This is a genomic window from Pseudomonas sp. LARHCG127, assembly GCF_052871455.1.
Map to the genome: position 1 here is coordinate 1 of NZ_JBIXJT010000002.1, position 21,201 is coordinate 21,201.

The 21,201-nt window shown below is 61.0% G+C and carries 20 protein-coding genes and 1 pseudogene; 10 read left to right on the top strand and 11 right to left on the bottom strand.

The annotated features are described in order from the left end of the window. Positions 1–237: 237 nt before the first annotated feature. Genes ACIPQ1_RS03375 through ACIPQ1_RS03385 form a run of 3 tightly spaced genes read right to left on the bottom strand, consistent with a single transcriptional unit; the run spans position 238 to position 3,209 of the window. Positions 238–534, bottom strand: a complete 297-nt coding sequence (locus ACIPQ1_RS03375; RefSeq protein ID WP_411385847.1) for a winged helix-turn-helix domain-containing protein — start codon at positions 532–534, stop codon at positions 238–240. Positions 535–538: 4 nt separating this feature from the next. Then, complete coding sequence (locus ACIPQ1_RS03380; RefSeq protein ID WP_186707108.1) at positions 539–1,042, bottom strand: M48 metallopeptidase family protein; 504 nt, start codon at positions 1,040–1,042, stop codon at positions 539–541. Positions 1,043–1,085: 43 nt separating this feature from the next. After that, on the bottom strand, positions 1,086–3,209 hold the full coding sequence (locus ACIPQ1_RS03385) for a putative bifunctional diguanylate cyclase/phosphodiesterase (protein ID WP_446533607.1): 2,124 nt from the start codon (positions 3,207–3,209) through the stop codon (positions 1,086–1,088). Between the two features lie 323 nt (positions 3,210–3,532). Here ACIPQ1_RS03385 and ACIPQ1_RS03390 point away from each other — a divergent pair, with 323 nt between their 5' ends. The 5 genes from ACIPQ1_RS03390 to ACIPQ1_RS03410 all read left to right on the top strand — a co-directional run bounded on the left by ACIPQ1_RS03390 (position 3,533) and on the right by ACIPQ1_RS03410 (position 6,750). Beyond that, positions 3,533–4,204, top strand: a complete 672-nt coding sequence (locus ACIPQ1_RS03390; RefSeq protein ID WP_186707106.1) for a polysaccharide lyase family 7 protein — start codon at positions 3,533–3,535, stop codon at positions 4,202–4,204. Positions 4,205–4,544: 340 nt separating this feature from the next. Then, positions 4,545–5,213 carry a polysaccharide lyase family 7 protein gene (locus ACIPQ1_RS03395; RefSeq protein WP_250965096.1) on the top strand — a complete coding sequence of 223 codons (669 nt, stop codon included), beginning with the start codon at positions 4,545–4,547 and terminating at the stop codon, positions 5,211–5,213. Between the two features lie 457 nt (positions 5,214–5,670). After that, positions 5,671–5,955 (top strand): fructose-bisphosphate aldolase, encoded by a 285-nt coding sequence (locus tag ACIPQ1_RS03400; protein WP_250965095.1) that lies wholly within the window; start codon positions 5,671–5,673, stop codon positions 5,953–5,955. A gap of 202 nt (positions 5,956–6,157) precedes the next feature. Then, positions 6,158–6,436 (top strand): ribbon-helix-helix domain-containing protein, encoded by a 279-nt coding sequence (locus tag ACIPQ1_RS03405; RefSeq protein WP_186707102.1) that lies wholly within the window; start codon positions 6,158–6,160, stop codon positions 6,434–6,436. After that, positions 6,436–6,750 carry a type II toxin-antitoxin system RelE/ParE family toxin gene (locus tag ACIPQ1_RS03410; RefSeq protein WP_207966630.1) on the top strand — a complete coding sequence of 105 codons (315 nt, stop codon included), beginning with the start codon at positions 6,436–6,438 and terminating at the stop codon, positions 6,748–6,750. Before ACIPQ1_RS03405 ends, ACIPQ1_RS03410 begins: the two co-directional genes overlap by 1 nt. Positions 6,751–7,218: 468 nt before the next feature. Here the strand turns inward: ACIPQ1_RS03410 and fba are convergent, their stop codons facing one another. The 6 genes from fba to tkt all read right to left on the bottom strand — a co-directional run bounded on the left by fba (position 7,219) and on the right by tkt (position 13,595). After that, a complete protein-coding gene (fba, locus tag ACIPQ1_RS03415; RefSeq protein ID WP_003177554.1) occupies positions 7,219–8,283 on the bottom strand; it encodes a class II fructose-bisphosphate aldolase in 1,065 nt (354 codons plus the stop codon). A 274-nt stretch (positions 8,284–8,557) separates the two neighbouring features. After that, positions 8,558–8,893: an MliC family protein gene (locus ACIPQ1_RS03420; protein WP_411385850.1), complete on the bottom strand. Its 336-nt coding sequence runs from the start codon at positions 8,891–8,893 to the stop codon at positions 8,558–8,560. A 56-nt stretch (positions 8,894–8,949) separates the two neighbouring features. Next, positions 8,950–9,174 (bottom strand): hypothetical protein, encoded by a 225-nt coding sequence (locus ACIPQ1_RS03425; RefSeq protein ID WP_122566574.1) that lies wholly within the window; start codon positions 9,172–9,174, stop codon positions 8,950–8,952. A 31-nt stretch (positions 9,175–9,205) separates the two neighbouring features. Beyond that, on the bottom strand, positions 9,206–10,369 hold the full coding sequence (locus ACIPQ1_RS03430; RefSeq protein WP_186729190.1) for a phosphoglycerate kinase: 1,164 nt from the start codon (positions 10,367–10,369) through the stop codon (positions 9,206–9,208). Positions 10,370–10,393: 24 nt separating this feature from the next. Continuing rightward, positions 10,394–11,449, bottom strand: coding sequence for an erythrose-4-phosphate dehydrogenase (gene epd / locus ACIPQ1_RS03435; RefSeq protein ID WP_250965091.1), 1,056 nt, complete (start codon positions 11,447–11,449; stop codon positions 10,394–10,396). 148 nt (positions 11,450–11,597) lie between these two features. After that, positions 11,598–13,595, bottom strand: coding sequence for a transketolase (gene tkt / locus ACIPQ1_RS03440; protein WP_411385851.1), 1,998 nt, complete (start codon positions 13,593–13,595; stop codon positions 11,598–11,600). A 270-nt stretch (positions 13,596–13,865) separates the two neighbouring features. Here tkt and ACIPQ1_RS03445 point away from each other — a divergent pair. Together ACIPQ1_RS03445 and metK are read left to right on the top strand one after the other, a co-directional pair. After that, positions 13,866–14,860: pseudogene (locus tag ACIPQ1_RS03445) on the top strand (ArsR/SmtB family transcription factor). A gap of 19 nt (positions 14,861–14,879) precedes the next feature. Beyond that, positions 14,880–16,070 carry a methionine adenosyltransferase gene (metK, locus tag ACIPQ1_RS03450; RefSeq protein ID WP_250965089.1) on the top strand — a complete coding sequence of 397 codons (1,191 nt, stop codon included), beginning with the start codon at positions 14,880–14,882 and terminating at the stop codon, positions 16,068–16,070. A gap of 216 nt (positions 16,071–16,286) precedes the next feature. Here metK and ACIPQ1_RS03455 read toward each other — a convergent pair whose 3' ends face one another. Beyond that, positions 16,287–16,907 carry a LysE family translocator gene (locus ACIPQ1_RS03455; RefSeq protein WP_411385852.1) on the bottom strand — a complete coding sequence of 207 codons (621 nt, stop codon included), beginning with the start codon at positions 16,905–16,907 and terminating at the stop codon, positions 16,287–16,289. A gap of 205 nt (positions 16,908–17,112) precedes the next feature. On the opposite strand from ACIPQ1_RS03455, the gene ligB reads away from it, so the two are divergent. Both ligB and ACIPQ1_RS03465 read left to right on the top strand, forming a co-directional pair. Continuing rightward, a complete protein-coding gene (gene ligB, locus ACIPQ1_RS03460; RefSeq protein WP_411385853.1) occupies positions 17,113–18,786 on the top strand; it encodes an NAD-dependent DNA ligase LigB in 1,674 nt (557 codons plus the stop codon). A gap of 90 nt (positions 18,787–18,876) precedes the next feature. Then, positions 18,877–19,272 (top strand): DUF1090 domain-containing protein, encoded by a 396-nt coding sequence (locus tag ACIPQ1_RS03465; RefSeq protein ID WP_186707092.1) that lies wholly within the window; start codon positions 18,877–18,879, stop codon positions 19,270–19,272. A gap of 77 nt (positions 19,273–19,349) precedes the next feature. Here the strand turns inward: ACIPQ1_RS03465 and ACIPQ1_RS03470 are convergent, their stop codons facing one another. Beyond that, positions 19,350–19,799, bottom strand: coding sequence for a c-type cytochrome (locus ACIPQ1_RS03470; protein WP_250963802.1), 450 nt, complete (start codon positions 19,797–19,799; stop codon positions 19,350–19,352). Between the two features lie 125 nt (positions 19,800–19,924). Here ACIPQ1_RS03470 and mltA point away from each other — a divergent pair, with 125 nt between their 5' ends. Next, complete coding sequence (gene mltA, locus ACIPQ1_RS03475) at positions 19,925–21,106, top strand: murein transglycosylase A (protein ID WP_446533608.1); 1,182 nt, start codon at positions 19,925–19,927, stop codon at positions 21,104–21,106. The last annotated feature ends 95 nt before the right edge of the window (positions 21,107–21,201 follow it).

Sequence of the window (21,201 nt, forward strand, 5' to 3'; positions counted from 1 at the left end):
TCAAGAACCATGCTTGCAGCACGTTGCTTGAACTCGCGGGTGTAGGTCTTTCGCTCTTGCATGAAACCTCCTGATTGGGCGAATCATATCGCCCTTAAGAGGTGTCCGGGTTCATTAGGCCAGTTCAAGCCCGCTCCCACAAGGGTTCCGAGGTGGACACAGATTTTGTGCCCACAGAAGACCTCACTGTGGGAGCGGGCTTGCTCGCGAAGGCGTCAGCCCAGACACAACCAGTATTCAGGGATACTCAAGCACCGCCTTGATCCGCGGCAAATTCCCCTCGATCCACCCTCGATCGATCGCCCCCCAATCGCGAATCCGATACCGCCCGGCATGGTTGCGCGCGCCATCCTCTTGCTCGAACTCACACACGATATCCAGGTCCGCCAGCGCGGCGATGGTGTCCTGGGCCGTACGCCGGGGCATGCCGGTGGCGTCGGTAAGGGCCGGGACGTTGCTGGCCAGGCCGCTGTCGATCAGGTAAGCCACGTACAGGCGACGGTAGAAACTGGTCTTGGTCTTGCTCACGTCCATCCGGTCATTCCTTGTGAGGTTGCAGGTCCCGCCAGGTCAGGTACACCCGCAGGTCGAATTCCAACTGGTGATAGCCCGGCAGCATGTGTTCGCAGAGTTGGTAGAAGGCCTTGTTGTGGTCCGACTCCTTGAAGTGCGCCAGTTCGTGCACAACGATCATCTTCAGGAACTCGGGCGCTGCGTCCTTGAACAGCGCCGCGATGCGGATTTCCTTCTTGGCCTTGAGCTTGCCGCCCTGCACCCGCGACACCGCAGTGTGCAGGCCGAGGGCACGGTGGGTCAGGTCCAGGCGACTGTCGAACAACACCTTGTCGATGGCCGGTGCGTTACGCAGGTATTGCTGCTTGAGGTCCAGCGCATATCCATACAGGGCCTTGTCGCTCTGGATCGGATGGCGACCCGGGTAGCGCTGCTGCAGGTATTCGCCCAGGCGGTCCTGGGCGATCAATTGCTGCACTTGGGCTTGCAGGGCGGCGGGGTAGGCCTGGAGGTATTTGAGCGCGGTCATCAAGAGGGCAACACAGTCACAAGAGACCGCCAGTGTAGCGAATTCAAGCCTGCACCGCGCTCCAGTCGAAGGGCGTGGCGAAGGCATTGGTGTCTTCGGCCATCAACGGTCGCGCCACGAGGAACCCTTGCACGTACTCGCAGCCATGGGCCTGCAGCCACTGATACTGCTCGCGGGTTTCCACCCCTTCGGCGATCACCCGCAAGCCCAACTGCGTACACAGGTCGATCACCGAGGCCGCCAACGCCGCATCCCGGGGCGACCCTGGCAAACGGGCGATCAGGTGCCGATCGAGCTTGAGGGTATCGAGTTCAAGGTCGCGCAGATGCGTCAGCGAACAAGGCCCCGAACCAAAGTCATCCAACGCCACCCGCACCCCCAGTTGGCGCAGCAGACGCAATTGCTTTTGGGTTTCATCGGGGTTGCGCATCAGCGCATCCTCGGTCACCTCGACCTCCAGCTGCCGAGGCTTCAAGGCATGGCGCTCCAGAACCTGGCGCAACTCGGTCACCAGGTTCGGCATGCCGAATTGAGTGCTGCTCAGGCTCACGCCCAACACCAGGTCGTCAGCGAACAAGCGCTCCCAGACTTTGCGCTGGGCCGCGCTGCGATGATAGATCCAACTGCCCAGCCGACTGATCAACCGCGCCTCTTCCAGCAACGGCAGGAACAGCCCCGGCGGCACATCGCCGACGCTCGGGTGCTGCCAGCGCAACAGCGCCTCGAACCCGCGGATCCGCCCGTCGACGATGCTCACCTGCGGCTGGTAGACCATATTGAAATCACGGTTCTCGATAGCCGAGCGCACGCTCTCTTCCAGCATCAGCCGTGAACGGGCCCGACCGTTCATTTCGTGATCGTAGAAACGGTATTGCTGGCGGCCGGCACGCTTGGCTTCGTACATGGCGATATCGGACGCCCGCAGCAGCCCATCGAGGTTGGCGCCACAGTCGGGGTAGGTCGCAATGCCGATACTGGCGCCGAGCGCCACGTCCATGCCTTCGATCTGCTGGCAGATCGCGACGCGTTCAATGAGTTTTTCCGCGATCTTCGCCGCCTGCTCGGGAAACTCCAAGTCCAGCAGCGCCGTGAACTCGTCCCCACCCAGCCGTGCCAGGATATCGAAGGGCCGCAGGCAGGCCTTTAATTGCTCCGACACCCAGCGCAAGACCCGGTCCCCGGCGTCGTGCCCCAGTGAGTCGTTGACTCGCTTGAAACCATCGAGGTCCAGGTACAGCAACACCCAGTTGCTTTCCAGGCGCTCGCTGCGCATCAACAGGTTTTCCGCGGTCTGGTAGAAACCCCGGCGGTTGAGCAAGCCGGTCAGCGGGTCCGTGACGGCCTGGTATTCGAGTTGCTGGTGCAGGTGGCGCACAACGGACATGTCCTGGAGCGTTACCACCATTGCTTTCTGCTCCGAAGGCAATGGGGCGCAGGACAAGGCCACCGACACCTGCTGGCCGGGTGCCGTGCGCAGTACTGCGTCATGCAATCGCCAGGTTTCACCACGCTGATAGGCGTTGTGGATATCGGAACCGGCCCACTCGGGAATGTGCGGTTTCTGCAGGAAATCCAGGAATGGCATGTCCTGCAACTGCTCGGCGGTGGCATTGAGCAAGCGGCAGGTGGACGGGTTGGCGAAGCGGATGCAACCGTTCTCATCCACCACCAGGATGCCTTCGGCGGCGTTGTCCAGCACCGAGGCATTGAAGGCCCTGGCCGCTTCGAGATCCTGGCTCAGGCGCTGCAAGGCCCGGCGATTGCGCTGGTGCTCGAGCAACGCCTGGACCTTGGGCTTGAGGATTTGCGGATCGAATGGCTTGAACAGGTAGTCCACCGCGCCACTGGCGTAGCCCTTGATGACCGCGTCCTGGGACTGCTCGTTGGCGGTCAGGAAAATGATCGGCGTGAGCCGCGTGCGCTGGCTGCCGCGCATCAGGCGCGCCACTTCGAAACCATCCATGTCAGGCATCTGCACATCCAACAGAACCAGATCGATGTCGTGCTCGAGCAGCAGGTTAAGCGCCTCGACCCCCGAGGACGCGGTCATCACCCGCCAATCCTGACGCTGCAACAAGGCCCGCATGCTGAGCAGGTTTTCAGGGTAATCATCAACAATCAAAAGGACAGAGCTGTCTTCGCCGGGCGTTGGTTGCGCGCATTCCATGCTGCTTCTCTTATCGGGCGCCACGTCCGTTTTTACGTAGCAAAGCGGACAAATACTGTCCCCTCACTCTAGACCGGGATTTTGAAAAGCAGTAGGTGTCAACGCGCCATCATCCAGACAAAGCCCGAAATAGCCGACTAACGGTCACCCTACCCAGGCACAGAAACTGCAAAGACCTCATCGACGAACAATTGACGTCAAACATCCGCCGAACGGTCTACAAGAAAAGCCCAAGTCCAGCGTTCCGAAACGCTTCAAAAGGGCGGTTTAAAGCCTCCCGCTACGGCATTCACCTTTACACCTTTGATACGCAGGACCTGGACATGATCGATCTCGCAACCTGGAATTTGAGCATCCCCGAGGGCGCCCCACCGGCCACCATTGAAACCTCACAATTGGTTCAGGGCTTCAAGAACCAGTACTTCAACTCTGAAACCGGCACGGTGTTTTTCTGGGCTCCCGTGACAGGCGCCACGACGGCCAATGCTATTTACCCACGCAGCGAACTGCGCGAAACCAATAGCGACGGCACCTTGCGCAATTGGCTTTACCCGTCGGCGGACAACACCTTGCGCGCGACCGTCACAGTCAACCAGGTGCCCAGCACCGGCAAGATCGTGATCGGCCAGATTCACACCAAGGACAGCACCAGTCCGATGGTGAAACTGGAATACCAATACAAAACCTACAGCTCCACCGGAAATATCGTCGCCAAGGTGCGTCTTCGTCCGGACGACGCGACCGGCCAGGTCATTACCATCGCCACGGGCGTGACCCTCAACCGTAGTTTTTCCTACATGATCCACCTGAGCCCGAAGGGCGCACTCGGCATCACGGCGGCGGGCTACAACTGGCGAACCACCGTTGATCCGAGCTGGAAAGTCAAACCGCTCTATTTCAAGGCGGGTGTGTATGTGCAGGACAATACCGGCTACGTCACCGAAGGTGGGAAAGTGACGTTCAGCCTGCTGGAAATCAAACACACCACGCTTTGATTGCAGCCTGCTGCGTCGTAATAGCGGCACGGAACGCTGCTATCGGCGCCCCTCCTTAAAAGGCATCCGGCTTGGGTGCTTTTTTTTTGCCCTGTCCTAAGCAGCTGCCAAATAGCCATCGCCTAATGGTTCCAAGGAAAAGCCCGGCAGCCGACCAACGGTCGATTATCTCGGGCACAAATCCGGAAAACGCCACTCTGACGGTCTGCTGACGCCAACCCTCCGCCGGACGAATGCGCCAAATTCCCGTCCGCGCCCATTCTTGGCCTCAGCAAAAGTGCGTCCTAGAGCCTCCGGCGATGGCGTGAATCATTTCTTTTACAGTGGAAAGGATCCGAACATGGTCGACCTTGCAACCTGGAACCTGAGCATCCCTGAAGGCAGCCCGCCGAAAACCATCGAAACCCCTCGACTGGTGGATGGGTTCCAGGACAAATATTTCAACTCCGAAGGCAGCACGGTGTATTTCTGGTCTCCGGTCACCGGCACCAAGACTGAAAACGCCATCTACCCCCGCAGCGAATTACGCGAGACCTACCGGGACGGCACCTTGCGCAACTGGGTTTATCCCGACGCCGACAACCAGCTGCGGGCAAATTTGGTGGTCAATCAGGTGCCCAGCAGCGGCAAGATCGTGATCGGCCAGATCCATGCCAAGGACAGCAGCAAGCCCATGGTCAAGCTGGAATACCAATACAAGGAAGACAGCGCCACCGGGAACATCGTCGCCAAGGTCCGCATGCGGCCCGATGACAGCGAAGGCAGGGTGATTACCGTGGCCACTGGGGTGAAGCTCAATCGGTCCTTCTCTTACCGGATTCATCTGGATCGTACCGGCGACCTGGGCATTACCGCTGCGGGTAATAGCTGGTACACCACCGTCGGCGCGGCGTGGCGCGACAAGCCGTTGTATTTCAAGGCTGGGGTGTATGTGCAGGACAACACGGGCTATACCAGTGAAGGTGGGAAGGTGACGTTCAGCGTGCTGGATATCGATCACAACACCTGAACTTTTACGTCCTAAAATCTCGTAGGAATTTACACCCTGTGGCGAGGGAGCTTGCTCCCGCTGGGCTGCGAAGCGGCCCCTCTTTCCGCCAGACCCAACGCATGCACCGGTTTTGCGGCGGCTGCGCCCCCGAGCGGGAGCAAGCTCCCTCGCCACAGGGGGCCGGTGCGTCCTACAGGGCCGATTTTGGCCTTGGGAATCTGCTCTATAGTTCGGTGGGTCTGCTGGCTTTGGTCAGTGGGCAAGGGTTTCGCAGCCCGACAGAGAACAATGACTTTGCACCGCGAAATGAAAACTCAGGCAAAATTGCCAGCGTTCATTTATGGCGGTTGCGCGTGGGAGACCTCTGGGTCTGCCGGGTTTGGTCATTCTCGGTCTGCGAACCCGCGCGTAGCTGCCACCCACTTTGTTTCGCAGCAAAAAGGTGGCAATTCTTTTTCTATAGGGAATTTCATCTATGACCATGCATCAATCGACTAGCCGCTTCACGCCCTTGACCCCGATCGCCAGCACCCAACCCGTCCTATTCATCGATAAAACGGTCCCATTGACCGAGCTCCACGCCTGCGCCAGCGAACGTCTGCACGCTACTCTCGACTACCTGACTCTCATGGCCTGCGCCACCTTGCGCGATTCGGCCGCCAGCGACCTCAATACCCTCACCAACGTCGCCCGGATCCTGGTCCAGGATGTCACCGACGTGTTCGGCGTCATCGAACAACGCGGCCTCGAAGACCAATAAAGCCCTCCTGGCGGGAGACGATCCCCTGTGGGAGCGAGCCTGCTCGCGATGCGGTGGATCATCTGCATGGATGTCCACTGACACAGCGCGAGCAAGCTCACCTCTAAATCCACCAGCAAAGTCATCGAGAATGACAGGAGGTCATGTGCATAATCTTTTGGGCAGAGTAGGATTAAATCCTATCTTATCCCGGAGGCTCATCATGCGTAGCACTCAACAGTTCAGCATCACGCTGCCTAACCAGATGGCCGACGTAGTGAAAGCCAAGGTGGCTGCCGGCGAGTACGCCACTGAAAGTGAAGTCATTCGTGATGGCCTCAGGGCGCTGCTGGCTCGTGATCGGGCTTTGGAAAACTGGCTCGTAGGCCAAGTAACCCCAGCTTACGATGCCTTGAAAGCTGATCCCTCGTGTGCGCTAAGCGTTGATGAGGTGCGCTCCCGATTGGCTGCTGAGCACCAGAACGCCACTGTAAAATCGTAATGACCTATACCGTCGAGTTTGCACCGCAAGCCCTTGAGCAGTTAGCTGCGCTCTATCGCTACATTGCCACAGAGGCTTCGCCAGAAATTGCCCATCGGTATACCGACGCCATCGTGACCTATTGTGAAGAACTACAGACGTTCCCGCACCGAGGAAACCCGAGAGACGATATACGGCTGGGTTTGCGCATCACAAACTACCGTAAGCGGACAGTGATTGCCTTTGCCGTTGAGGCCGAACAGGTTTTCATTTTGGGCATTTTTTACGGTGGACAGGATTTTGAGGGTGCGTTGCAGAGCGAACTGGACGATTGACGCAAGCCCGCCCGCGAAGAGGCCGGCACATTCAACAGCTTCATCGACTGTGATACCGCCGTCGCGAGCAAGCTCGCTCCCACAGGAGAAACGCGGTCCCACCAAGAGCCAGGTCGGCTACTAGGCCGCCTCGCGATGGACGTTGATCCGGGCGCCCCGTTAACCACGATGGCCGAACGTAGGCATTGTGGAGTGGGCATCCCGGCATGGCTGCCGGGATAGCCGCGCTGGGCCATGGATGGCCCTTCGCGGCGGCCCACGGAGCAATGCCGGAGTGAGGGTATGCCGAGCCCTAGCGAGGCACCGAGTGGTGGGGCAGAAGCGTTTTGGTTACTTTTGCGCTCTTCAAAAGTGACCCGCCGTCAGGGCGGAACCCTAAGCAGCCGTAACCCAAAAAACGGATATACACCCAAATCCCACCCATAAAAAAACCCGCATCACTGCGGGCTTTCTAACAACGCTAAAACATCAATTAACCTTAGCGTTCAACTCACCCTTCAAATACCGCTGATACATAGCCTCCAGAGAGATCGGCTTGATCTTCGAAGCATTACCCGCCGTACCAAACGCCTCATAACGCGCAATACAAACATCCCGCATCGCCGTCACAGTCGCACCAAAGAACTTACGCGGATCAAACTCGCTCGGGTTGGTCGCCATCAACCGACGCATCGCACCGGTGGAAGCCAGGCGCAGATCGGTATCGATGTTGACCTTGCGCACGCCGTACTTGATACCTTCGACGATCTCCTCAACTGGCACGCCGTAGGTTTCCTTGATGTCGCCACCGTACTGGTTGATGATCGCCAGCCATTCTTGCGGCACCGAAGAAGAACCGTGCATCACCAAGTGAGTGTTGGGAATGCGCTTGTGGATTTCCTTGATGCGGTCGATGGCCAGCACGTCGCCGGTAGGTGGCTTGGTGAACTTGTAGGCGCCGTGGCTGGTGCCGATGGCAATGGCCAGGGCGTCGACCTGGGTTTTCTTGACGAAATCCGCGGCTTCTTCCGGGTCGGTCAGCATTTGGCTGTGGTCGAGCACGCCTTCGGCGCCGATACCGTCTTCTTCACCGGCCATGCCGGTTTCCAGTGAACCCAGGCAACCCAGTTCACCTTCCACCGAGACGCCACAGGCATGGGCCATGGCGACGGTTTGCTGGGTGACGCGTACGTTGTATTCGTAGTCGGTCGGGGTCTTGCCGTCTTCGCCAAGGGAACCGTCCATCATCACCGAGCTGAAGCCCAGTTGGATGGAGCGCTGGCAGACGTCCGGGCTGGTGCCGTGGTCCTGGTGCATGCACACCGGGATGTGCGGGAATTCTTCGATCGCCGCCAGGATCAGGTGACGCAGGAATGGCGCGCCGGCGTATTTGCGGGCGCCGGCCGAAGCCTGGACGATCACCGGAGAGTCAGTCTTGTCAGCGGCTTCCATGATGGCGCGCATCTGCTCAAGGTTGTTGACGTTAAAGGCTGGAACGCCGTAGCCGAACTCGGCTGCGTGGTCCAGCATCTGACGCATGCTGATAAGTGCCATTGTGTCTCTCTCCCGGTCGAGGGTCGTTAATCGTGCCAGCCTGCCGGAGCGGCGGCGGCTATTCAAGTCATTGCGGATCGGGGGTTGGCCCGAGCTGCGTGTTCGGTATCGCTAAATCCAAATATTGACGCGGTCCCTGTGGGAGCGAGCTTGCTCGCGATAAGGGCGGCACATCCAACATGACTGTTGCCTGATAGACCGCTATCGCGAGCAAGCTCGCTCCCACAATGGATCTGCGTCCACGTTCAGATCTCGGTGAATCAGATCAATCCTGTCACTGCGCCTTGCAGCCACGCCCAATCAAGTCATTGGTGGCGACCCAGTACACCAGGCCTTCCTCACCCTTGACGTGAAACGCCAGCATGTCGTCGCTGTACAGCGAACCTTCGGCGCCCGGCTCCAGCGTGAGGCGATACACCTTATCGGCGCCGCCCAGGCGTACATCGACTTCCTTGCGTGCGGCATCGGTGTAGCGCCACAGCACTTTGGCCTCGCTGTCACAGGTCCAGCTTGTCCAGCCCTCTGAAACAGGTTCGGACGACTGCAAGAAACCCAGTTGCGAACAACCGGCCAGCAATGCCAACGCCACGACGGCGATCAAGCCTTTCATCCGTGTTCCTCGACGGACGGCACCTGCCGCCCGCCATGAGTTAAGTGTCAGACCCGTCAAGGACAACCATGTTCCTTGGCCGGGGTTTGCGTCTCGTATTTGTCCAGGCCGTCCGGTCCGGAACGCTTGTTCAGCACCGGATTGGTCTCGGCTTGCCAGTCGGCCTGGTAACAGCCTTCTTCGGGTGTCGGCGTGCCGGTTTGCGGGGCCGGGGCCTCCGGGCTGCTTGAGCAAGCCACCAGCATCGTCGCCGCCAGCAGCAACGTGAACGTCTTGACCATCAGAACACTCCTTTGCCTGGTCAACGCAGCGTCAGGCCTTGGCCCGGCTTTCCAGGACTTCCACGGCAGGCAGCACTTTGCCTTCGACGAATTCGAGGAATGCGCCGCCACCGGTAGAAATGTAGGAGATCTGTGCGGCCACGCCATATTTATCGATGGCCGCCAGGGTGTCGCCGCCACCGGCGATGGAGAACGCCGCGCTTTCAGCGATGGCTTGGGCCAGCACCTTGGTGCCGTTGCCGAACTGGTCGAACTCGAACACGCCAACCGGACCGTTCCACAGGATCGTCTGGGAGGATTTCAGCAGTTCGGCGAAGTTGGCTGCGGTTTGCGGACCGATATCGAGGATCATGTCATCGTCGGCCACATCGGCGATCAGCTTGACGGTAGCGGTGGCGCTTTCAGCGAATTCCTTGGCCACGACCACGTCCACCGGCAACGGTACGCTGACCTTGGCGGCGATTTCCCGGGCAGTGTCCAGCAGGTCTGGCTCGTACAGGGATTTGCCAACCGGGTGACCGGCAGCAGCCAGGAAGGTGTTGGCGATGCCGCCACCCACGATCAACTGGTTGCAGACTTGGCTCAGGCTATTGAGCACGTCCAGTTTGGTGGAAACCTTGGAGCCGGCCACAATGGCAGCCATTGGCTGGGCCGGCGAACCCAGGGCCTTGCCCAATGCGTCCAGTTCGGCGGCCAGCAGGGGACCTGCGGCGGCGACTTTGGCGAACTTCGCCACGCCATGGGTCGAGCCTTCGGCGCGGTGAGCGGTGCCGAAAGCGTCCATGACGAACACGTCGCACAGGGCGGCGTATTGCTGGGCCAGTTCGTCGGCGTTCTTTTTCTCGCCCTTGTTGAAGCGCACGTTTTCGAACAGCACCACGTCGCCGGCCTTGACGTCGACGCCGCCCAGGTAATCGGCCACTAGCGGCACTTCGCGGCCCAAGGCCTTGCTCAGGTAGTCGGCCACAGGCTTGAGGCTGTTTTCCGCCGAGAACTCGCCTTCGGTCGGACGGCCCAGGTGGGAGCAAACCATCACGGCCGCGCCTTTTTCCAAGGCCAGCTTGATGGTCGGCAGCGAAGCCAGGATACGCGCGTCGCTGGTGACAACACCGTCCTTGACGGGGACGTTGAGGTCTTCGCGGATCAGTACGCGCTTACCTTGCAGATCGAGGTCGGACATCTTCAACACGGTCATGGGTCGCAATTCCTGGGTAACTGTTTAGAGAGCAGGTTTTTTCGAAGCGGTTTGCAGGTAATGCTCGGCAACGTCCAGCATTCGGTTGGCGAACCCCCATTCGTTGTCGAACCAGGCCAGGATGTTCACAAGCCGCGGCCCGGATACACGGGTCTGGCTGGCATCGACAATGGCCGAATGGGGGTCATGATTAAAATCACAGCTGGCGTGAGGCAACTCGGTATAGGCCAGGAGGCCTTTGAGCGGGCCGCTGGTGGCGGCTTCGCGCAGGATTCGGTTGACCTCGGTGGCGTCGGTATCGCTCACGGTCTGCATCGTAATGTCGAGGCAGGACACGTTGACCGTCGGCACCCGCACGGCTTTGGCCTGAATTCGCCCGGCAAGTTCCGGCAGCAGCCGTTCGATGCCGCGCGCCAGACCAGTGGACACCGGAATCACCGACTGGAACGCCGAACGGGTGCGGCGCAAGTCCTCGTGGTGATAGGCATCGATCACCGGCTGGTCGTTCATCGCCGAGTGGATGGTGGTGATCGATACATATTCCAGGCCGATGGCCTGGTCCAGCAGGCGCAACAGCGGCACGCCGCAGTTGGTCGTGCAGGACGCGTTGGACACCAGCAGCTCTTCGCCGCTCAGGCAATCCTGGTTCACGCCATAGACGATGGTGGCGTCGACGTCCGCTTCGCTGGCCATCGGCTGTGAGAACAATACCCGTGGCGCGCCGGCGGCGATGAAGCGCAGGCCATCGTCGCGAGTGTTATAGGCGCCGGAACATTCAAGCACCAGATCGACGCCCAGGGACGCCCAATCGATGCCTTCGGGGGTGGCGCTGCGCAGGACCTTCACGCAATCACCATTAATATGCAGACAATCGCCCTCGACCCGCACTTCACCGGGGAACCGGCCGTGGGTGGAGTCAAAGCGTGTCAGGTATTCGATGCTGGCCATGTCGGCCAGGTCGTTGATCGCCACGATTTCGAAACCGGCCTTGGCCCCTCGCTCGAACAACGCACGCAAGACGCAACGACCAATCCGGCCGTAGCCGTTGAGTGCAACTTTGTAGGGACGCGGTTGGGGCATGGGGGTTCTCTGATCGGGTGAATCCGTTAAGACCAGCATTGCCTGCACCACCGCTATCGCGAGCAAGCTCGCTCCCACAGGGTCAGTGGAGATCCTTGTGGGAGCGAGCTCGCTCGCGATGGCGTCAGCACAGACAACCTTTTACAGATCAGTCTTCCAGCAGCTCTTCCGCCTGACCCAGGATGTTTTCCAGGGTGAAGCCAAACTCCTCGAACAGCGCCGGCGCAGGTGCCGATTCGCCGTAGGTGGTCATGCCGATCACGCGGCCTTCCAGGCCCACGTACTTGTACCAGTAATCGGCATGGGCAGCTTCGATGGCGATCCGCGCACTGACCTGCAGCGGCAACACCGCTTGCTTGTAACCGGCATCCTGGGCGTCGAACACGCTGGTGCACGGCATGGACACCACGCGTACGTTGCGGCCCTGCTCGGTCAGCTTGTCATAGGCCTGGACGGCCAGGCCGACTTCGGAACCGGTAGCAATCAGGATCAGCTCAGGCTCGCCAATGCAGTCCTTGAGCACGTAGCCGCCGCGCGCGATGTCGCCGATCTGGTCGGCACCGCGGTTCTGGTGCTGCAGGTTCTGGCGCGAAAAGATCAGTGCCGACGGGCCGTCGTTACGCTCGAGGGCGTATTTCCAGGCCACCGCCGATTCCACGGCATCGCAGGGACGCCAGGTATCCAGGTTCGGCGTGCAACGCAGGCTCGCCAGTTGCTCGATCGGCTGGTGCGTCGGGCCGTCTTCGCCCAAGCCGATGGAGTCATGGGTGAACACATACAGGATGCGTTTTTTCATCAACGCCGACATGCGCACGGCGTTGCGGGCGTACTCCATGAACATCAGGAAGGTCGCGCCGTAAGGCACCAGGCCGCCGTGCAGCGCAACGCCGTTCATGATCGCGCTCATGCCGAACTCACGAACGCCGTAGTACATGTAGTTGCCGCTGGCGTCTTCGGCGCTGACACCTTTGCAGCCTTTCCACAGGGTCAGGTTGGAACCGGCCAGGTCGGCCGAACCGCCCAGCAGTTCCGGCAGCAATGGGCCGAAGGCGTTCAGGGTGTTCTGGCTGGCCTTGCGGCTGGCGATGGTTTCGCCCTTGGCGGCGACTTCAGCGATATATGCCGAGGCTTTTTCGGCGAAATCGGCCGGCAACTCGCCGCTGAGGCGACGCACCAGTTCGTTGGCCAGCTCAGGGAATTCGGCGGAATAGGCAGCGAAACGCTGGTCCCACTCGGCTTCGAGGGCGCGGCCTTTTTCCTTGGCATCCCATTCGGCATAGATGTCGGCCGGGATTTCGAACGGGCCATGGTTCCACTTCAGCGCAGCGCGGGTCAGGGCGATTTCCTCGGCGCCCAGTGGCGCGCCGTGGCAGTCTTCCTTGCCCTGCTTGTTCGGCGAGCCGAAACCGATGGTGGTCTTGCAGCAGATCAGGGTCGGCTGGGTGCTCTTGCGCGCCGTCTCGATGGCAATCTTGATCTCTTCCGGATCGTGACCGTCGACGTTGCGGATCACTAGCCAGTTGTAGGCTTCGAAGCGCTTGGGGGTGTCGTCGGTGAACCAGCCTTCGACTTCGCCGTCGATGGAGATGCCGTTGTCGTCGTAGAACGCGATCAGCTTGTCCAGGCCCAGGGTGCCGGCCAAGGAGGCGACTTCATGGGAAATGCCTTCCATCATGCAGCCATCACCCAGGAACACGTAGGTGTGGTGATCGACGACGTTATGACCCGGGCGGTTGAACTGCGCGGCCAGGACTTTTTCCGCCAGGGCAAAACCCACGGCGTTGGCCAGGCCCTGGCCCAATGGACCGGTGGTGGTTTCCACGCCCGGGGTGTAGCCGTATTCCGGGTGGCCCGGGGTGCGGCTGTGCAGTTGGCGGAAGTTCTTCAGGTCATCGATCGACAGGTCATAGCCGGTCAGGTGCAGCAGCGAGTAGATCAACATCGAGCCGTGACCGTTGGACAGTACGAAACGGTCACGGTCGGCGAAGGCCGGGTTGCTCGGGCTGTGCTTGAGGTAGTCGCGCCAAAGCACCTCGGCGATATCCGCCATACCCATGGGGGCACCGGGATGGCCGCTGTTGGCTTTCTGCACGGCATCCATGCTGAGGGCACGAATGGCATTGGCACGCTCACGACGGCTGGGCATCGCTGTTCTCCTGCGGGTATTGAATCGAGAATGAATAAAACGAAACTGAAAAAGGCGAGCATTTTCCCTCACCCACCCGCCCCGGGGCAATGACAGATAGTCATCCATGAGCGTTTTTCCGGTGGATAAAGTCGCATTCGCCAGGTGAAACCTTTCCGCTGATGGGTTGTAGAGTCAAGCACGGATTGGGAAGTGCCATTTATCCACCAATATCAAAACTTTTTGATATTGACCTTGCGGCGATCCAAACCCCTCACTAGACTGCCGCTCATGAACTTACCCGCGCCCACCATTCGCCATGACGACTGCGATGAGCTGGCGGCCCTTTGCAAGGCCGGCGGCGATCCGTTGCGGCTCAATGTATTGCGCGCCCTGGCCAACGATTCGTTCGGCGTGCTGGAACTGGCGCAGATCTTCGGCATCGGTCAGTCCGGCATGAGCCACCACCTCAAGGTCCTGGCCCAGGCCGAGCTGGTGGCGACCCGCCGGGAAGGCAACGCCATCTTCTATCGCCGCGCCCTGCCCCACACCGACCTGTTGGGCGGCAAGCTGCACGCGGCGCTGCTGGACGAAGTGGACGCGCTGGCCCTGCCGAGCGACGTGCAGGCTCGCATCGCCCAGGTCCACGGCCAACGGGCCGCTGCCAGCCAGGACTTCTTCGCACGGGTCGCCGAGAAGTTTCGCGCCCAGCAAGACCTGATCGCCGGACTGCCGCAGTACCGCGAAAGCGTCGTGGCACTGCTCGATAAATTGAGCTTCGAGCCCACGGCCACGGCGATCGAAGTCGGCCCCGGCGACGGTGCGTTTCTGCCGGAGCTGGCGCGGCGCTTCAGCCAAGTGACGGCGCTGGACAACAGCCCGGCCATGCTCGAACTGGCGCGCCAGGTTTGTGAGCGCGAGGCCCTGGCTAACGTCCGCCTGCAACTGGCCGATGCACTGGATGGCATGAACCTGCAGGCTGACTGCGTTGTATTGAATATGGTGCTGCATCATTTCGCCGCGCCGGCCGAGGCACTCAAGCACATGGCCGGCCTGCTGCAACCGGGCGGCAGCCTGCTGGTGACCGAGTTATGCAGCCACAACCAGAGTTGGGCCAGGGAAGCCTGCGGCGATCTCTGGCTCGGCTTTGAACAAGACGACCTGGCCCGCTGGGCCACCACAGCGGGCCTCGTGCCCGGGGAAAGCCTCTATATAGGCTTACGTAATGGTTTCCAGATCCAGGTTCGCCACTTTCAGCGGCCACTGGCGACACTCACCAACGGTAACTTGTAGGAAAACATCGAGATGAGCGAATACTCCCTTTTCACCTCCGAGTCCGTGTCTGAAGGGCATCCGGACAAAATCGCCGACCAGATTTCTGATGCGGTGCTGGACGCCATCATTGCTGAAGACAAGTTCGCCCGCGTGGCGTGCGAGACTCTGGTGAAAACGGGCGTGGCGATCATCGCCGGCGAAGTCACCACCTCGGCCTGGGTCGACCTGGAACAGATCGTCCGCGACGTCATCCTGGGCATTGGCTACAACAGCTCCGACGTTGGCTTCGACGGCGCGACCTGCGGCGTGATGAACATCATCGGCAAGCAGTCCCCCGACATCAACCAGGGCGTTGATCGGGCCAAGCCAGAAGACCAGGGCGCCGGCGACCAGGGCCTGATGTTCGGCTACGCCAGCAACGAGACCGACGTGCTGATGCCGGCCCCGATCACCTTCTCGCACCAGCTGGTCCAGCGCCAGGCCGAGGCTCGTAAATCCGGCCTGCTGCCGTGGTTGCGCCCGGACGCCAAGTCCCAGGTGACCTGCCGCTACGAAGGCGGCAAGGTGGTCGGCATCGACGCTGTCGTTCTGTCGACCCAGCACAACCCTGATGTGTCCTACAAAGACCTGCGCGAAGGCGTGATGGAACTGATCGTCAAGCACGTGCTGCCTGCCGAGTTGCTGTCCAAGGACACCCAGTTCCACATCAACCCGACCGGCCAGTTCATCATCGGCGGCCCGGTGGGCGACTGCGGCCTGACCGGTCGCAAGATCATCGTCGACAGCTACGGCGGCATGGCCCGTCACGGCGGCGGCGCGTTCTCCGGCAAGGACCCTTCCAAGGTTGACCGTTCGGCCGCCTACGCCGGTCGTTATGTCGCCAAGAACATCGTAGCCGCCGGCCTGGCCGAGCGTTGCGAGATCCAGGTGTCCTACGCCATTGGCGTGGCCCAGCCTACGTCGATTTCGCTGAACACCTTCGGCACCGGCAAGATCGGCGATGACAAGATCATCAACCTGGTCCGTGAAGTGTTCGACCTGCGTCCGTACGCCATCACCAAGATGCTCGACCTGCTGCACCCGATGTACCAGGACACTGCTGCCTACGGCCACTTCGGTCGCACGCCACAGACCAAGACCGTGGGTGACGACACCTTCACCACGTTCACCTGGGAAAAAACCGACCGCGCCGACGCCCTGCGCGCCGCTGCCGGCCTGTAATACCCGCCTGTAAAAAAGCCCCTGGCGACTCGGTCGCCAGGGGCTTTTTCATGCCTTGGGGTTTTCATGCTTTTGTGGCGAGGGAGCTTGCTCCCGCTGGGCTGCGCAGCAGCCCCAATCAGTCCTCCGGGGAAACCAGTGCGCCTGATGGTTAGAGGGGGCGCTTCGCACCCCAGCGGGAGCAAGCTCCCTCGCCACAAAGGCTTAGCGCAATGTTCACGATCGCCGTGCCACCAGCAAAAACGAAGCCGCGCTGGCGAGCAGTCCTGCACACATCCGATTGAACAGGCGCTTACCGCTGGGCCGGGCAAACAGCCGCCGTGCGTAAATGCCCATGTAGCAATACAGCCCGATGGCGATGCACTCCAGCACCAGGAACAAGCCACCCAGCACGGCGAATTGTTGGGTAACGGTGCCGGTACGGTCGACGAATTGCGGCAGGAACGCAGTAAACAACAGGATCGCCTTCGGATTCCCGATCGCCACCAGGAACTCCTGGCGTGCCAGGCCGGCTCGGCTCATCGAGGCGAGCCCGACTTCGTTGTCGGCCTCAGGCTGGGCCCGCCACAACTGCACGGCCAGGTAGAACAGGTAACCGGCACCGACGAGCTTGATCCCCAGGAACAGCAACTCCGAGGTGTGCAGCACAGCGGTGAGCCCCACCGCCGCCAGGGCGATCATGATTGCAAACGCCAGCAATCGACCGACACCGCCGCCGCACGCCCGGACGAAGCCATAACGCGAGGCGTTACTGATGGAGAGCAGGTTGTTCGGCCCTGGCGCCATGTTCAGCGCAAAGCAGGCCGGAATGAAAACAGCGAGGGTCGACAGGTCCATTCGAGCGTTCCAGGCGGAGGCGGATCGAAGGTTCATTCTGCACCGGTCATCGAGGGGTTCAAGGGACAGTTGCGCGGCTAAATCGCGTCGGACTGTACCGCCGCGATTTAGCCATCAGTCGCCGCAAAATCCGGTAACGCTCCGGCCTCGCAACGATCAAGACACTGACTAGCCTTGAGGTACTCAACCAAGCAAGGATGCTTCGATGCCACCGTACCTGCATGCCCTCGCCTGTCTCGTCTTCATCGCTATTCCCGCGGTTGCTGCGCCCTGTCCCGACTGGCCTGTTGAACGCGCCCAGGCCGAGATCGCCGCACTGCAACAGCAGATCGACACCTGGGACGACAGTTACCATCGCCTCGGCCAGACGCTGGTGGCCGATGAGCTTTATGACCAGTCCCGCAACCAGTTGGGCCAATGGCGCGGCTGCTTCCATCTCGCGGCGCCCGATGATCCCCTGCGCTCGGCGGGCGGAAAGGTGCCACACCCCATCGTCCATACCGGCCTGGAAAAACTCAAGGATGCCGACGCCGTGGAGGCTTGGCTGCAGGGTCGGGAGGATGTCTGGGCGCAGCCGAAGATCGATGGCGTGGCGGTCTCCCTGGTTTACCGCAAGGGCCGCCTGCACCAGGCGATCAGCCGCGGCGATGGCGTCCAGGGGCATGACTGGACCCCAAATGCGCGCAAGATCGGCGCCATCCCGCAACAACTGAGCCAGCCCGTGGACCAGGTCGTCCAAGGTGAGTTGTACTGGCGCCTGGAGGCGCATGTCCAAGCCCGCAGCGGCAGCCTGAACGCCCGTGCAACCGTGGCGGGCTTGATGGCGCGCAGCAGTTTGACGACGCAGGAGGCATCCTCCATCGGGCTGTTTGTCTGGGACTGGCCTGAAGGGCCCGACACCCTGCCCGAACGGATGACTGGGCTGAACGCACTGGGTTTCGCCGACACCCGCGACTACCACCAGCCCGTCCGGGCATTGGCCGATGCCCAGCAGTGGCGCGACCACTGGTATCGCACACCGTTGCCCTTCGCCAGCGACGGCATCGTTCTGCGCCAGAGCCGCCGCCCACCTGCCGACCGCTGGCAGGCCAGGGCGCCGTTCTGGAGCGTGGCCTGGAAATATCCGTATGCCCAGGCTTTGGCCGAAGTGCGCAAGGTGCACTTCAAGGTCGGTCGTACCGGGCGTATCACCCCCGTACTGGAGCTTGAACGCATCCGGCTCGACGACCGGTGGATTCGCCGGGTGAGCGTCAGTTCTCTCAAGCGCTGGGAGGAGATGGACATCCGCCCCGGCGACCGGGTCGCCATCAGCCTGGCCGGGCTGACCATCCCACGCCTCGACGAGGTGGTACTGCGCAGCCTCGAACGCCAGGACGTCAATGCCCCCACGGCGAGCGATCATCACTTCCTGAGTTGCTGGCAAGCGACGCCCGGTTGTGAAAGCCAATTCCTCGCACGCCTGAACTGGCTCAGCGGCAAGCACGGCCTTGCCCTGCCCCATGTCGGCCCCGGCACCTGGGAAAAACTCCTGGCTGCCGGTCGACTCAACGGATTACTGGATTGGTTGACCCTCGATGCCGCCGAGCTTGCTAACATTGGCGGCTTCGGCGAGCGCAGTAGCGCCCGCCTGCTCGCCAGCCTGGACAGCGCCCGACAACGCCCTTTCGGACACTGGCTCAAGGCCTTGGGCCTGCCGCCCAGCGGTCAGGCACGACTGGAAGGGCCGTGGCAGAAGCTGGCCGAACGCAGTACCGAACAATGGCAAGCCGAAGCCGGCATCGGACCGGGACGCGCCGCGCAATTGAGCGCCTTTTTTCGCGACCCACAGGTACTGGCCTTGAGTGACGAATTACGCACCGCCGGGATCGACGGTTTTTAATCCGACCCCCGTGCGGTTGAACCCAAGGGGCAAGCATGCGTTCCAACAGCGCATCTGCACCGACCGCTCGCGATTTTTTACGGAGTTGCTATGAATTTCCTGTCCCCCGCTGCCCTGCTGCTCTTGTGCAGCGCCATGGCCGCCCCTTTGATGGCGGACGAGCAAACCCCGGAACTCACCGGTTGCGCGGCCAAGCGCCAGGGCATCATCAACCAGATCGAACTGGCCAAGTCCCGTGGCAACCAGGATCAGCAGGCGGGTCTGGAAACTGCGTTGAACGAAGTTACCACCCATTGCACCGATGCTTCCTTGCGCAAGGAGCGGGAAAACAAGGTGCTCGATGCCAAGCACGAGGTCAGCCGGCGCCAGGCCGACCTGGAAAAAGCCATGAAGAAAGGCGATGCCGAGCGGATCAACAAGCGCAAGGACAAGCTGGCTGCTTCCCGCAAGGAGTTGCAGGAAGCGGTGGATGAGTTGGATAAGTGAACAAAGATCGCAGGCTCCTACAGGGAATCGCATTCAACCTGTAGGAGCTGGCGAAGCCTGCGATCTTTCAAGACATGTCAATAATCCCGAAACTCTTTATGACAGGCACTGCACGCATCCTCGACCTTCTGCACCGCCGGCCCCAGGTTGCTGGCCCGGTAGGGCTGGACCTTGCTGACGATCAGCAACTCACCGGTGGCTGCTTCAAGGTTGCGGGCCAGTTCCTGGAAGCGCGCCTGTTTTTGCCAGACTTCATCCCGGGCGCTGGTGTGGTCTTGCTCGCGTACTTGCGGGAAATGTTTCCACGGCTCATGGGACAATTGATCCAGTTGTGCCGCACCCTCGGCGAAACGTGCGCCGTCAAACGGTACTCGGCCACGCAACATACCGCCCAGTTCTTCGTTGGTCTTGAGCATCTGCTTGAAGATCGTCTTGCGCTGGCCCAGGGGAGAATTGGGATCGACGCCGCCACAGGCGGACAACATCAGACAGGCCAGCATGGCCATGGAAAATCGTTTTACAAACATCTTGGCCTCGGGGCAGGAAACGGCGATTAGTATCCTCGGATCACCGTTAAAGACCAATGCCCCTATCAACAATACGGGTTGTTCGAGCACCTGACAGTGTTCGAATGGCTGCAAAGGAAATCTTCATGAACAGCCGCATCAAGCCCTGGCACAAAGGCCTGGCATTGACCCTACCGCTGATCGCCCTGTTGGCCGGTTGCAATCGCGGTGAAAAGGTCGAGGAACCGCAGACCCACGCCCTCGCCACCTACGTCAGCGCCCCCTGGGAGGCGTTGCCAACGGTGTCCGATGCAGACCTGCTGGCCGGTTTCGGTTCCTGGCGTAGCGCATGCACCCGGCTCAAGGCCGACGCGGTGTGGGGCGCGACCTGCGCGGCGGCGGCCAACGTGCCGCAGACGGCTGTGGCGGTACGCAGTTTCCTGAAACAAAACCTGGACGTCTATGGCCTGCGCTCGGGGGACAACAGCCCCAACGGCCTGATTACCGGCTATTACGAACCGGTCTACCCCGGCAGCCTCACCCAGACCGCCACGGCGAATATCCCGGTCTACGGTGTGCCGGACGACATGATCATCGTGTCGCTGGATAGCATCTACCCGGAACTCAAGGGAAAACGCCTGCGCGGCCGTCTTGAAGGCCGGGTGCTCAAGCCGTACGACGACGCGGCCACCATCGAGACCAATGGCGTAAAGGCACCGGTCATTGCCTGGCTGACCGACCCCATGAACCTGCAATTCCTGCAGATCCAGGGTTCGGGGCGCATTCAACTGACTGACGGCCGCCAGTTGCGCATTGGCTATGCCGACCAGAACGGCCACCCTTACCGCCCCATCGGGCGCTGGCTGGTCGAACAGGGCGAACTGAAGAAAGAAGATGTGACCATGGGCACCATCAGCGCCTGGGCCAAGGCCAATCCGAATCGCATTCCCGAATTGCTCGGCAGCAACCCCAGCTACGTGTTCTTCAACCGCAACCCCGACAGCAACGAAGGCCCGCGAGGCTCGTTGAATGTACCGCTGACCGCCGGCTACAGCGTGGCGGTGGATCGCAAGGTGATTCCACTGGGCAGCCTGTTATGGCTATCCACCACGCGCCCCGACGGCAGCGTCCTGAACCGGCCCGTCGCCGCCCAGGACACCGGCGGTGCAATCACCGGCGAAGTGCGGGCGGACCTGTTCTGGGGCACGGGCGAGGCGGCCGGACAGTTGGCCGGGGACATGAAGCAACAGGGCCAGATCTGGATGCTCTGGCCCAAGGGCATGGCGTTGCCGTCAGTGCCACAGGTGGCGAATGCCGCCAATCCCTGAAGAGATGTGGTGATGGTCCCGGCCCCATCGCGAGCAAGCTCGCTCCCACATTGATCGGGTGAGTACACAAGACGTGCATTCACTAAAGACCAACT

What these genes read in the sequence shown, in the direction of transcription:
- ACIPQ1_RS03375 (WP_411385847.1), bottom strand. Translation starts at nt 534, where the DNA reads ATGGACGTGAGCAAGACCAAGACCAGTTTCTACCGTCGCCTGTACGTG.
- ACIPQ1_RS03380 (WP_186707108.1), bottom strand. Translation starts at nt 1,042, where the DNA reads ATGACCGCGCTCAAATACCTCCAGGCCTACCCCGCCGCCCTGCAAGCC.
- ACIPQ1_RS03385 (WP_446533607.1), bottom strand. Translation starts at nt 3,209, where the DNA reads ATGGAATGCGCGCAACCAACGCCCGGCGAAGACAGCTCTGTCCTTTTG.
- ACIPQ1_RS03390 (WP_186707106.1), top strand. Translation starts at nt 3,533, where the DNA reads ATGATCGATCTCGCAACCTGGAATTTGAGCATCCCCGAGGGCGCCCCA.
- ACIPQ1_RS03395 (WP_250965096.1), top strand. Translation starts at nt 4,545, where the DNA reads ATGGTCGACCTTGCAACCTGGAACCTGAGCATCCCTGAAGGCAGCCCG.
- ACIPQ1_RS03400 (WP_250965095.1), top strand. Translation starts at nt 5,671, where the DNA reads ATGACCATGCATCAATCGACTAGCCGCTTCACGCCCTTGACCCCGATC.
- ACIPQ1_RS03405 (WP_186707102.1), top strand. Translation starts at nt 6,158, where the DNA reads ATGCGTAGCACTCAACAGTTCAGCATCACGCTGCCTAACCAGATGGCC.
- ACIPQ1_RS03410 (WP_207966630.1), top strand. Translation starts at nt 6,436, where the DNA reads ATGACCTATACCGTCGAGTTTGCACCGCAAGCCCTTGAGCAGTTAGCT.
- fba (WP_003177554.1), bottom strand. Translation starts at nt 8,283, where the DNA reads ATGGCACTTATCAGCATGCGTCAGATGCTGGACCACGCAGCCGAGTTC.
- ACIPQ1_RS03420 (WP_411385850.1), bottom strand. Translation starts at nt 8,893, where the DNA reads ATGAAAGGCTTGATCGCCGTCGTGGCGTTGGCATTGCTGGCCGGTTGT.
- ACIPQ1_RS03425 (WP_122566574.1), bottom strand. Translation starts at nt 9,174, where the DNA reads ATGGTCAAGACGTTCACGTTGCTGCTGGCGGCGACGATGCTGGTGGCT.
- ACIPQ1_RS03430 (WP_186729190.1), bottom strand. Translation starts at nt 10,369, where the DNA reads ATGACCGTGTTGAAGATGTCCGACCTCGATCTGCAAGGTAAGCGCGTA.
- epd (WP_250965091.1), bottom strand. Translation starts at nt 11,449, where the DNA reads ATGCCCCAACCGCGTCCCTACAAAGTTGCACTCAACGGCTACGGCCGG.
- tkt (WP_411385851.1), bottom strand. Translation starts at nt 13,595, where the DNA reads ATGCCCAGCCGTCGTGAGCGTGCCAATGCCATTCGTGCCCTCAGCATG.
- metK (WP_250965089.1), top strand. Translation starts at nt 14,880, where the DNA reads ATGAGCGAATACTCCCTTTTCACCTCCGAGTCCGTGTCTGAAGGGCAT.
- ACIPQ1_RS03455 (WP_411385852.1), bottom strand. Translation starts at nt 16,907, where the DNA reads ATGGACCTGTCGACCCTCGCTGTTTTCATTCCGGCCTGCTTTGCGCTG.
- ligB (WP_411385853.1), top strand. Translation starts at nt 17,113, where the DNA reads ATGCCACCGTACCTGCATGCCCTCGCCTGTCTCGTCTTCATCGCTATT.
- ACIPQ1_RS03465 (WP_186707092.1), top strand. Translation starts at nt 18,877, where the DNA reads ATGAATTTCCTGTCCCCCGCTGCCCTGCTGCTCTTGTGCAGCGCCATG.
- ACIPQ1_RS03470 (WP_250963802.1), bottom strand. Translation starts at nt 19,799, where the DNA reads ATGTTTGTAAAACGATTTTCCATGGCCATGCTGGCCTGTCTGATGTTG.
- mltA (WP_446533608.1), top strand. Translation starts at nt 19,925, where the DNA reads ATGAACAGCCGCATCAAGCCCTGGCACAAAGGCCTGGCATTGACCCTA.